This is a genomic window from Kribbella sp. NBC_00709 (assembly GCF_036226565.1).
GTDB lineage: Bacteria > Actinomycetota > Actinomycetes > Propionibacteriales > Kribbellaceae > Kribbella.
Genome location: NZ_CP108996.1, coordinates 297,654 through 308,724 on the forward strand (window position 1 = coordinate 297,654; position 11,071 = coordinate 308,724).

The window sequence follows — 11,071 nt, forward strand, 5'->3', positions numbered from 1 at the left end:
GAACTCACCCCGAACTGTGCAGAATGTGCCGGTGAAAGAAGCGACCGCCGCCCCGGATGCTCCCGGCCTGTCCGCCGGTGTTTCGCCGCGGCCGGGCGCAGTGGTCCAGACCGATGGGACCACTTTCACCCTGTGGGCTCCGGCCGCCGAACGGGTCGAGTTGGCCCTGATCGCGGACGACGGCAGCCAGCGGAACCTGGACCTCAGCCACACCGGTGAGTTCTGGACCGGGTTCGTGCCGGGAGTCGGCGCCGGACAGCGGTACGGGTACCGCGTGCACGGTCCGTTCGACCCGTCCCACGGCCTGCGCTTCAACCCGTCCAAGCTGGTGCTCGACCCGTACGCGCGGGCTGTCGACGGTTCGCTGGACTTCACGAGTCCGCTGATCTACGACTCGTCCGACGGCGACTCGGCCGGGCACGTCCCGGTCGGTGTGGTCGTCGCCGAGACCGCTCCGCCGCCACCGATCAGCAAGCCGGTGCACTGGGGCGAGACGGTGATCTACGAGCTGCACACGAAGGGCTTCACCAAGCTGCATCCCGACGTACCGGAGCATCAGCGGGGCACGTACGCCGGGCTCGCGCATCCGTCGGTGATCAAGTACCTGACCGAGCTCGGCGTCACGTCGGTGGAGCTGCTGCCGATCCACCACTTCCTGACCGAGCCGGCGATCGCGGCCCGCGGCCTGCCGAACTACTGGGGCTACAACAGCCTCGGCTTCTTCGCGCCGCACGCGCCGTACTCGTCGTCCGGTTCGCGCGGTGAGCAGGTGGCCGAGTTCAAGGCGATGGTGGCCGCGTTCCATGCCGCGGGCATCGAGGTGATCCTCGACGTGGTCTACAACCACACCGCCGAGGGCGGGTTCGACGGACCGACACTGAGCTTCCGCGGGATCGACAACCGTGCCTACTACCGGCTCGCCCACGGCGCCGCGATGTACGACGTCACCGGCACGGGCAACTCGGTCGACACCTCGCACCCGCAGGTACGGCGGCTCGTGATGGACTCGCTGCGGTACTGGGTCGAAGAGATGGGCGTCGACGGGTTCCGGTTCGACCTGGCGGTGACCCTGGTGCGGAACGAGCGGCACGAGGTCGACATCCCCGGTCACCCGTTCCTCGCCGAGGTCGCGGCGGACCCGGTGCTCGGCCGGGTGAAGCTGATCGCGGAGCCGTGGGACGTCGGCCCGTTCGGCTACCAGGTGGGCAACTTCGGCCCGCCGTGGTCGGAGTGGAACGGTAAATTCCGCGACAGCGTCCGCGACATCTGGCGGACCACCTCCGACGGCGTGAAGGACCTCGCCTACCGGCTGTCCGGGTCGAGCGAGCTGTACGGCGACGACGGCCGGTACCCGTACGCGTCGATCAACTTCGTCACCGCGCACGACGGGTTCACCCTGCGGGACCTGGTCAGCTACGACCACAAGCACAACGAGGCGAACCACGAGGACAACCGCGACGGCACCGACGACAACCGGTCCTGGAACTGCGGCGTCGAGGGCGAGACCGACGACCGGCGCGTGATCGCGTTGCGCAAGCGGCAGATGGCGAACCTGATGTCCACGCTGATCCTGTCCACCGGCGTACCGATGATCACCGCCGGGGACGAGTGCGGCCGGACGCAGCACGGCAACAACAACGCCTACTGCCAGGACAACGAGATCTCCTGGTTCGACTGGTCCCTACCGGCGACCTGGTCCGGACAGCTCGACCTGACGAAGCGGCTGATCGCACTACGCGCGGCGCATCCGGCACTGCGGCAGTGGCACTACTTCTCCGGACAACCTGTCGTGTCCGGCGGCCGGAAGGATCTGTCATGGATCGCGCCGCACGGCGGCGAGATGACCGACGCCGACTGGTTCGACGGCAACCTCCGGACGATCGGCATGTTCCTCGCCGGCGACGCACTCCGCGCGACCGACACCGAAGGCAACGCCCTCACCGACAGCTCGTTCCTCCTGGCCCTGAACGCCACCGCCCAGACGCAGCCGGTCGTCGTACCGGACGCCTCCTGGGCCCCGGCGTACGAAGTCGTCCTCGACACCAGCAACAGCATGGTCACCGAAGTAGAAGCCGGCGCCACAGTCCCCCTGGCCCCACGCTGTTTGGTCCTGCTCCGAGCCCTCTAACAAGTCTTCCGATAAGGCCGATCCCCGAAGTTCTCCCGCCACTCGTCGGTCGTCAGTTGCCGGCCGGCCATCCGGCACGCCAGCTCGATCGTGTGCGCCAGCCGGGTGTCCCAGTGGTAGACGCCGTCGTCGTACGCCGCGATCGCGACGGTATGGCCGTCCGGCAGGAAATCGGCGGTGACCAGTTGCTGGTTGGGCGTCATGATCGTGCCGAGCAACGCCGCGGTCTTGCCGTCGAAGAGCGCGACGCCGCCGTCAAATCCCGACGAGACCAGCAGGGAACTGTCCGGAGAGAAGGCAATCCCGTTGACCCAGCCCTGATGGACGATCCGCGGTGTGGCGAGGTTCTCGCCGGTGGCGGGATCCACGATCAGCACGTCTCCCTTCTCGCTGCCGACGGCCACCCGGGTCCCGTCCGGGGCGAAGGCCACGATGCTGGGCAGACTCATCGGGAAGGTCCCGCGTCGGACCACCCGGCCCGCCACCAGGTCGACCAACGCCCACCGATCGGACGGTACGGCGAGACGGTCCGAAACGCTGCGTCCTCCGATCACCAGGAACGCGGACCGGTTGTCGGGGCTCGCCGACAGCCACGCGATCGGTCCACCCACCTGAACAGGCTTGCTCACCGGGCGGAGCGTCACAGCGTCGAGGAGCGTGGCGAGGCCGGACGCGTCACCGACGACCAAGCGGCTGCCGTCGCGTCCGCTGTAGTCGAGGTCCTGGATCTTGGCGGCCGTGGCCTTCCCCCTGGCCACGAGATGGCCTGTGCGGGCATCCTCGACGAAGACTTCCCCGAATTCGTTGCCGAGAGCGAACCTGTCTCCGCTCGGGTGCCAGGTACCGCAACTGGACGTCGTCGTGCCGAGGTGGCTCGCGTCGAACCGGACGACTTTTCCGGTGCTGGCGTCGACGAAGACTCCGACCGGCTCACCCGGATCCAGATAGGCGGCGTCGTAGTCGAGCAGCCGGAAGTAGCTCTTCCCACCGGGCGCGATGAAGCGGCATCCATAGGCGAACCCAGGCGGAGCCGTTTGCTCGCTCAGAAGCCGGTTGCTTCCGGTGAGATCCCAGCTCCGCAGCGCGCTGTCGCCGGCGGAGGTGTACAGCTTGTCATCGCGCGGGCCGAACGCGGCAGTCAACGTGTCGCGCTCGGAGATCGGTATGTCCTCCAACTGCGCTCCGGTGGCGGTGTCCCAGACCGTGACGCGATAGTCGGCTCCGACCCAGGCCAACGACTTGCCGTCATGGGAGAAGCGGGCGTTGAGGGGATTTGCCCCATGCCTTTCCAGGCGGCGCACAGTCGCGCCGGTCGCGGCGTTCACCAGCAGGACGTCGTCGTAGTCGGGGCCCGAGGTATCCCTCGCCTCCCCAGCGAACAACAGGGTCTTACCGTCCGGCGCGACATCGGCCTGGGTGAAGACGAACTCCGGTCTCGACCACAGTTGTTTGCCCGTAGCAACGTCGTACGCCGCCGCCGGCTTGCTCAGGTAGAAGCGGTCGCCGGCTGGGCTGAGGAGGGCGTCCTGAACGGATGCGGCGGCCAGCGGAACGATTCGCCGTACGGACGGCGCCCGGCCCGGGCTGATGTCCCAGATGAAGACGGCGCCGCTGCTGAAGTCGTTCGTCGTTCCGTTGCCGTAGTACTGGATCACCGCGACGAGGGAGCGCCCGTCGTGGCTGTAGCCGACGTGTGTCGCGCGAGCAGGTGCCTTGGTGAAACCCGGCAACCGGCGGCCGGTCGGCTTCAGCGTCGCCGGATCGAGCAACACCACGGGTTCGGTGGTCGGGGGCGGCGTCCCGACGGCCAGTTCACGATCACCCGGGCTCAGCGCGATCGGGTCCAGGAAGTCGAGATGATCCGCGCCGTCCGATCGGTTCGGCGGCTTGTACGAGGCAACCGGTGTGCCGGTGGTCAGGTCGTAACTGAGGACATGTCCACTTGCGGCGTAGATGAAGGCCCGGCGCCCGTCCGCACTGACCTCGAGGCCGTAGGAATCCACCTTTTCGGTCTCGATCGACGTCATCAGCTGTGGGTGTTTGGCGATCGCGGCCAGCAGACTGGATCGGGACTCGGGTGAGTCATTCATGCGGACCGCGGCAATGGCGAGCAGCAGTGAGGTGTCGATGTCGGTCTCCACAACGGCCTTCGCACCGGCGCGGCCTGCGTCTGCTACGACGGCTGCTTGCTGGGCGGCGAGGGCTTGCCGGTCGGCTCGTTGGGCTTGGCCGACGGCGAGGATCCCGGCGATCAGGGCTCCGACGAGGAGGAACGCGGCGGTGCCGAGCGCGGTACGGAGCCGTCGGTTGACCCGGATCTGATGACGCGCCTGCTCCTCGGCGGCGCGGAGCTCCGCGACCGAGAGGCGTTCGCTCGCGGCGAGGAACTCGCGCTCGGTGTCGGTGAGGTCAGGGCGTGCGTCGTCTCGCCACTGCAACGCCTTGGCGAGCCGGACGCCCCGGTAGAGCTCGCTCTCCGGACGCTCCAGCGACTCCCAGGAGTCAGCGACCTGCGTGAGGTGGTGGAAGATCCGCTGACCTTCCAGGTCGTCGTCCAGCCAGCTGCGGAGGCGTGGCCAGGCTCTGGCCAGAGCCTCGTGAGCCAGCTCCACCACGCCGTCGTCGCTGGTGACCAGACGCGAACCGACGAGCAGATCGATCAGCATGTCCGACTCGGGGCCGGTGACGACCGTGCGTCGCGGCAGCCTGCTGCGAACTGGTTCACCGTCGGGACCTGGAGTGACCATGCGGAGCAGCAGTGCGCGGAACAGCGGCCGCTGCTCCGGTGTCAGTTGTGCGTAGACCTGCTCGGCGGACTGGGCGACCGCGCCTTGGATGCCACCGGATGCGCGGTAGCCCGCGACGGTCAGTGTGCGGCCTTCGCGGCGCTGCCAGGTCTCGGCCAGGACGTGGGACATCAGCGGCAGGGCCCCGGGCCGGCCGACCACCTCGCCGACCAGCAAGTCGACCAGTCCAGGCTCGACGACCAGGGAGGCGAGCCGCGCGGGTTCGATGATCGCTGTCCGCAGCTCTACGTCGGACATGCCGGTGAGAAGGTGCAGGCCGTCTTCCAGGGATCGGGCGAAGCCCGGGTGGGAGGCGATGTCGGCGAGCCGGTCGGCGCGCAACGACAAGATCAAGGGCGCACTCGTCGCGTGTTCGTTCAAGCGGGCCAGGAAGGCCTGTCGTTCGCTGACGTCCTGGCACAGCGAGAAGACCTCCTCGCACTGATCCACGACCAGCGTCGGCAGCCGTCCCTCGCCAGGCAGTGCGGCGGCGAGCGCCTGCATCGGATGGAGGCCGGGCGTGATCGTCACGATCCGGCCGCCGTCCCGCTGCAAGGTCGCGGCCACGCCGGCCCGGATCAGCGAGGACTTACCGCAACCGGAAGGCCCGACGACCGCGAGGATCGAGCGATCGGACAGCTTCCTGAGTCCGGCGGCGACCTCGAGGTCGCGGCCGAAGAACAGTTCGGCGTCATCGACGTCGTACGGCTTCAACCCCTGGTAGGGGCAGGTCGTGCTCGGTTCCGGCAGCGCGGCAGGTCCGAGCAGCGCCGGGTCCTGGCGCAGGATCGCCTGCTCCAGCGCGTCGATCTCCGGACTGGGATCGAGTCCGAGCTCCCGGTCGAGCACGACCCGCAGCCGCCGGAGTGTCTCCAGCGCCTCACCCTGCCGACCGGTCTGGTACTGCGCTGTCGCGAGCAGTGCCCATCTCCGTTCGCGCAGCGGCGCCTCCGCGGTCAGCGCCTGGGCCTTGGCCAGCACGCCGTCCTGACCACCGGAACGCAACGACGACTCGACGTACAGCTCCTCCGCGACCTGGCGTAGTTCGGTCAGCCGGGCGAGCTCGATCCGGGCGGTGTCCCACTCCGCGACCTCGTCGAACGGGGTACCGCGCCACAGCGTCAGTACGTCGGCGAGCACCACCGCCGCGCGCTCGGCCTCGCCGGCAGCCAGCAGCACACCGGCCCGCCCGACAGCACGCTCGAAACGCTGACTGTCGAGCTGGTCATGCGGAATCGTCAGCCGGTAACCGTCCGGCGACGTCTCGATCGAATGGCTTCCGAGCAACTTGCGCAGCCGGACCACACAGCCCTGGATCACCTTGGCCGCTGAGGCGGGCGGTCGTTCTCCCCAAACAACATCAGCTAGAACCCCAGCGCTGACAACCTCCCCCGGATGCACGGCGAGCGCGGCCAGAACGATCCGATCGCGTCGTGCGAGGCTCTTCCACTCCCCCTCGATGGTTAGTGGGCCGAGTACGGCGATACCCACGCTTCGACCCTCCACCTGTTGCGGACACCCGTCAAGGCCGCTGATACCGAGGTGATACCGCAGCCTTCCGGCGCGATACCGGCGGGCGGGAGAACGGTGCTCAACACCTCGAGGCGCACCCGGACAGCCAACGACGGCCGTCCCGCCGGAAGAGGGAAGGACGCCATGAACACCACCGCAACCCGCACCACGAAGCAGTCCATGACCAACCGCTTCCTCCGGCTGGCCGCCGGCGCCGCAGTCAGCGTCGCCTTCATGACAACCGCCGCACCGGCGATGGCGCAGAACGCTCCCGAGCCGGCCGGCGGATCCGTCGAGCGAATCGTGGACCCTCAGGTTCCAGTCACGTCGACACCGGCCGCACCCGCCGTCGACGTGAGCTCCGCCGCACTCGGTGCCCTGGGTGGCATCGCGCTGGGTGGCATGGGGCTGGGGATCATGGTCGGCGTCCAACGCCGCCGCGACCACTCCGCGATCCACCACGCCTGAGAACGGACCTCCGGCCGGGACCTGACAGGTCCCGGCCGGAGCCGTGCGTGGAGTGCTCTGAGCACTGCTGAGGGTTGTTAACCTTCCGCCTGTACATTCGTCGGTCACCTGCTGTTCATGTCTGGGGGGACCGATGTTTCTGCTGCAGCGAGGGCGTGAGCGGACGACTCCGATCGGGGCGTTGCATCGCGCGATCATGCGGTGGGGCGAGGCTGAGCGGACCAGTTCGCGGTTGGCGATCCAGCGGTGGGTGGACGGTGTTGCGTACGTCGACGTACAGGCGCGGACGTACGCGGAGTACTGGACGCGGCAGAACTCGACCGCGCTGTCGGCCGAAGGACCGCTGTGGGTTGTGCTGGGTGACTCGACCGCACAGGGGCTGGGCGCGTCGTCGCCACTGCACGGGTACGTCGGTCAGGTGCTCAACGCACTGCGCCGCAAGGGCACGCCGTGGCGGGTGCTCAACCTCTCGCGCTCCGGTGCGCAGACGCGGCATGTGCTCGACGACCAGCTCCCACTGCTCGACGGTCTGACGCCGGCACTGGTCACCTGTGGCATCGGCAACAACGACATCCTCGCGACCCCACCGAAGCGGTTCCGCGACCACCTCCGCCAGGTGATCGACCGACTGCCCTCGTCGTCAGTGGTGATGGACCTGACCGTTCCGGACCGCCTGTGGCGGGTCGGTGGAGCTGTCAGCCCGTACGTCGCCGGCATCAACCAGCTGATCAGCACCACGGCCACGTCCCGCGGACTGCCCGTCGCCGAGGTCTCCCGGTACGCCCGCCCGCCGTGGCGCGGCATGCTCGCACCAGACGCGTTCCACCCGAACAACCTCGGGTACCGCCGCCACGCAGACGCCCTCCTCGCCGCACTCCCGGCCGACGTCCTCAATCCCTGAGCAAACGCTCCAGCCGTTCCATGGTCTTGCCGCTCTCCTGCCGGACCCGGACCGGGACGATCGCGGCCCGGCCCGGCACTCGAATGCCGCCGGTGAGCGCGACACGTGTACCACCGCCCGGCTCGGCCGCGACCGCCATGCCGATGATCAGGAACCGGCTCTGCAGCCAGCACCACCCCGGCCGAAACTGGCCCGTGAGCCGCGCGCGTTGGCCACGTCGGCCCTTCGCCAGCACGACAACCCGGTCGCCGTCGCGCTCGAGAACAACCGCCGAGACGAGGTCGGCCTGGATCTCGGCGAAGACGTCCAGGTCGGCGAGCATCGTCTTGACCCGATCGGGTTCGGCGGGCAGGACGCGTTCGGTGACCGCGGCTCCCGGGACGCCCGCGGCGAGGGCGCGGAATCGCTCGACGTCCGTCAGTTCGGTGGTCGGCCAGTCCGTCATGATCTCCACGCCTTTCGAAAACTCGCCCGTGCACGGTGCAGCCGCGATTTCGCCGTACCCGCCGGGACGTCGAGTACGGCGGCAGCTGCCTGCTCGTCCATTCCTTCGAGATCCCGCAGTACCAGGACCGCACGGTGCTCCGGCGTGAGTCGCCGGAGCACGTCCTGTACGTCGACCGCCAGCTGCGGATCGTCGGCAGCAGGTACCTCCGGCAGCTCGGCCGGCTGCTGCCGCTGCCCGCGTCGCGCGACCCGGACCGCCTCCCGAACGGCGATCGCGCGGGCCCAACCGAACAGCGCAGCCGGGTTCTCCAGGCCGCGCAGGCCACGGAAGATCGCGATCAACGCCTCCTGCGCCGCGTCGGGTCCGTCGCTGAGGGCGATCGGTCCGCAGATCCTCCCGACGTACGGCGTGAGCGCGTCGAGCACGTCGTTCATCGCGACGGTGTCGCCGCGCTGCGCCGCACGGACCAGCTGCTCCTCGATCATCTGAGGAAGGCGGCCAGCAACGGCGACACCCGGTCCGCGCAGTCGACGGTGAGCGCGTGCCCGCACCCCGGCAGCACCCGGACGGTTGCGTTCGGCAACAAACTCCCGAAGCGGGCGGCCTGGGCGACCGGGAGCACGGTGTCGTGGTCGCCCCAGAGCACGAGCGTGGGCTGCCGCGTGGACGGTAGTGCTTTCTCGGTGCCGCTCCAGTCGAGGCCGCGCTCGAGGGCGTACATGGATCGCACGTTGTCACGATACGTTCCGGGGATCCACATCGAGTCGACGAGCTGCGGTGTGACCCGGTCCTGGTGCACGAACAGGCCGCGGACCGCCGACTCGACCATGCTGCGGTTCGCTGCGAGTTTCGCGAGCGCCTCGCCGATCAGCGGCTGTTTGAGAATCTCCCAGCTCCAGACGTCCGGTTCGTCCAGACCGGACGGGGCCAGCAGGACGAGCCTGCTGACCCTGTCTGGATGGCGTTGTGCGTAGGCGAGTCCCCAGCCGCCGCTCCACGAGTTGCCACCGAGAGCGACCTGCTGAAGGTGCAGCGCGTCGAAGAACTGGTCGAGCGCGTCGGTCATGCCGTCCAGGTCGAACGTGAACCGTTCGTCGTGCAGACGAGTCTCGCCTTGCCCGGGAAGGTCCACTGCATAGACGGTGTGGTCATGCGCCAGAGCCGCCAGCTCGGCGTCCCACGCGGAAGCAGGCGATGCGCCCGGTGCCAGGAGCACGACAGGCGAGCCCGTACCGCGCTGCAGATAGTGGATGCGGGCTAGCGGCGTTTCGACGTACCGCGAATCAGGCGACGCGGCCGGATGCGGTTGCGAAGCTGGCTGGTAGACGTAGGCAACAAGCGCAACCACCGTCACCACAGCTGCTGGTCCAGCTACTACGGCTGTCTTGAGCCATCGCATTCGCAGCAGTCTGAGATCGGCGACACACAGCGCGATACACGCCGGCGTGTAGAGCAGCAGGTTGAGCCAGTAGAACGCAGTACCTGCGTTGGTGAAGAGCCAGACCAAGCCGAGAGCGACTCGGGCGGCCAGTCCTGCTGCGACGCTGGCTACTACAGCTCTGCCGATCGCGGACCGGTCGGACCGGAGCGCCGCGAAGGCGAGTAGTAGGTGCAGCACTGCCAGCGGCAGGACCACCTGTGGTGCGAATGACGCTTGGACGCCGAGGACTGCTCGGGAGAGTGATCTCTCGTCCGGCGCGGGCCACGTTGCGCCTGTGGCCCAGTAGATGTGCACCGCCGCAAGCAGGACGTGCGCGCCCGCGACGACTCTTCGAGACTCCATCCCGACCCCTCCTCAGATGTACCTGACATCTGCGAAGAGGAGTCGTCCGGTCGAGACGTTCCCTGCGTGACGCAGGTCTCAGGCCTCGGGAGCCTTCGGGGCCTCGGGACCGTCGGCGAGCAGCAGGTAGAGCGCGCGGCGGGCGTCGGTCAGGATCTTGGCGGCCGCGGTGCGCTGCTCCTCCGAGCCGCTGCGGGCGACCTGTCGAGTCGCTGAGTGCAGCTCCTCGAGCAGTCCGCGCAGATCGGTCGCGGCTTCCGCGCCGGCGAAACCGGCGAACGGGTCGGCGGTCGTCTCGCGACGGCCTTCGACGTACTCGCGGCCGGCGTCGGTCAGGGTGACGAGCTTGCGGCCGGCCTCCGCGGTCACGGTGACCAGGCCCTCGTCTTCCAGTTGGTTGATGGTCGGGTAGATCGCGCCGGGGCTGGGGGTCCAGCGCCCGTCGCTGCGGTCGGCGATGGCCTGCATCAACTGGTAGCCGTGCATCGGCTCCTCGGCAAGCAGCATCAGGACGGCCGCTCGGACATCGCCGCGCGGGGCTCGACCGCGGCGCGAGCCACGCTCCGGACCGCGTCCGCCATGTCCACCGTGTTCACCGTGCATCGGCATGCCTTCTCCCATCCGCGGTCCACCGCGGCGGGGGTGATGGCCGCGTCGGCGGCCTCTGAGTTCGTTGGGGGTGTTCATAATATCCTCCTCGATATTCTTCATGACACTAACGATATATCGTTACCGTCTTCAATGCAACCTCCCTTCCCTGAAACTCGGTTGCGGGCGGCCGTCAGGGTGCCGAACGTGAGGAGATGAGCAGCTTCGAGCAGTTGATGGGTGAAGTGATGGCCACCGCCGAGCGGTTCGGTCATCGGGAGCACGTTCGGCTGACCTGGCTCGCACCGGACCAGACCTTCGACGAGCTGGTCCACCGCAAGCCCGGCCTGCTGAACAAGCGCCTACTGACCCACTTCTACGAGTCACGCACCCTGGCCTCCGCGGAGGCGCGCTCGGGTTGGGTCGAACCCGATGTCAGGCAGTTCCCGGTGTGAGG

The 11,071-nt window shown here is 68.5% G+C and carries 9 protein-coding genes; 4 read left to right on the top strand and 5 right to left on the bottom strand.

Going from position 1 to position 11,071, the window contains the following annotated elements:
• Nucleotides 1-67: 67 nt before the first annotated feature.
• Entirely contained in the window at nucleotides 68-2,128 is a 2,061-nt protein-coding gene (gene glgX / locus OHA18_RS01470) for a glycogen debranching protein GlgX (protein WP_442914406.1), read from the top strand.
• Here glgX and OHA18_RS01475 read toward each other — a convergent pair.
• On the bottom strand, nucleotides 2,125-6,405 hold the full coding sequence (locus OHA18_RS01475; RefSeq protein WP_329001626.1) for an nSTAND1 domain-containing NTPase: 4,281 nt from the start codon (nucleotides 6,403-6,405) through the stop codon (nucleotides 2,125-2,127). The genes glgX and OHA18_RS01475 overlap by 4 nt on opposite strands.
• Before the next feature lie 165 nt (nucleotides 6,406-6,570).
• On the opposite strand from OHA18_RS01475, the gene OHA18_RS01480 reads away from it, so the two are divergent.
• Entirely contained in the window at nucleotides 6,571-6,894 is a 324-nt protein-coding gene (locus tag OHA18_RS01480) for a hypothetical protein (RefSeq protein ID WP_329001627.1), read from the top strand.
• A gap of 133 nt (nucleotides 6,895-7,027) precedes the next feature.
• Complete coding sequence (locus OHA18_RS01485; RefSeq protein WP_329001628.1) at nucleotides 7,028-7,795, top strand: SGNH/GDSL hydrolase family protein; 768 nt, start codon at nucleotides 7,028-7,030, stop codon at nucleotides 7,793-7,795.
• Here the strand turns inward: OHA18_RS01485 and OHA18_RS01490 are convergent.
• The 4 genes from OHA18_RS01490 to OHA18_RS01505 all read right to left on the bottom strand — a co-directional run bounded on the left by OHA18_RS01490 (nucleotide 7,785) and on the right by OHA18_RS01505 (nucleotide 10,635).
• A complete protein-coding gene (locus OHA18_RS01490) occupies nucleotides 7,785-8,240 on the bottom strand; it encodes a hypothetical protein (RefSeq protein WP_329001629.1) in 456 nt (151 codons plus the stop codon). The two genes, OHA18_RS01485 and OHA18_RS01490, sit on opposite strands and share 11 nt — an antisense overlap.
• Complete coding sequence (locus OHA18_RS01495; RefSeq protein ID WP_329001631.1) at nucleotides 8,237-8,728, bottom strand: RNA polymerase sigma factor; 492 nt, start codon at nucleotides 8,726-8,728, stop codon at nucleotides 8,237-8,239. Before OHA18_RS01495 ends, OHA18_RS01490 begins: the two co-directional genes overlap by 4 nt.
• A complete protein-coding gene (locus OHA18_RS01500) occupies nucleotides 8,725-10,026 on the bottom strand; it encodes an alpha/beta fold hydrolase (protein WP_329001633.1) in 1,302 nt (433 codons plus the stop codon). The genes OHA18_RS01495 and OHA18_RS01500 overlap by 4 nt, the downstream gene beginning before the upstream one ends.
• Before the next feature lie 78 nt (nucleotides 10,027-10,104).
• Nucleotides 10,105-10,635: a PadR family transcriptional regulator gene (locus OHA18_RS01505; RefSeq protein WP_329001634.1), complete on the bottom strand. Its 531-nt coding sequence runs from the start codon at nucleotides 10,633-10,635 to the stop codon at nucleotides 10,105-10,107.
• Between the two features lie 194 nt (nucleotides 10,636-10,829).
• Between OHA18_RS01505 and OHA18_RS01510 the strand changes: the two genes are divergently transcribed.
• Complete coding sequence (locus OHA18_RS01510; protein WP_329001635.1) at nucleotides 10,830-11,069, top strand: hypothetical protein; 240 nt, start codon at nucleotides 10,830-10,832, stop codon at nucleotides 11,067-11,069.
• Nucleotides 11,070-11,071 lie beyond the last annotated feature (2 nt).

Excerpts from the sequence above, each read along its gene's own strand:
- OHA18_RS01505 (WP_329001634.1), bottom strand. The coding sequence starts at position 10,635 with ATGCCGATGCACGGTGAACACGGTGGACATGGCGGACGCGGTCCGGAG.
- OHA18_RS01480 (WP_329001627.1), top strand. The coding sequence starts at position 6,571 with ATGAACACCACCGCAACCCGCACCACGAAGCAGTCCATGACCAACCGC.
- OHA18_RS01510 (WP_329001635.1), top strand. The coding sequence starts at position 10,830 with ATGAGCAGCTTCGAGCAGTTGATGGGTGAAGTGATGGCCACCGCCGAG.
- OHA18_RS01495 (WP_329001631.1), bottom strand. The coding sequence starts at position 8,728 with ATGATCGAGGAGCAGCTGGTCCGTGCGGCGCAGCGCGGCGACACCGTC.
- OHA18_RS01490 (WP_329001629.1), bottom strand. The coding sequence starts at position 8,240 with ATGACGGACTGGCCGACCACCGAACTGACGGACGTCGAGCGATTCCGC.
- OHA18_RS01485 (WP_329001628.1), top strand. The coding sequence starts at position 7,028 with ATGTTTCTGCTGCAGCGAGGGCGTGAGCGGACGACTCCGATCGGGGCG.
- OHA18_RS01500 (WP_329001633.1), bottom strand. The coding sequence starts at position 10,026 with ATGGAGTCTCGAAGAGTCGTCGCGGGCGCGCACGTCCTGCTTGCGGCG.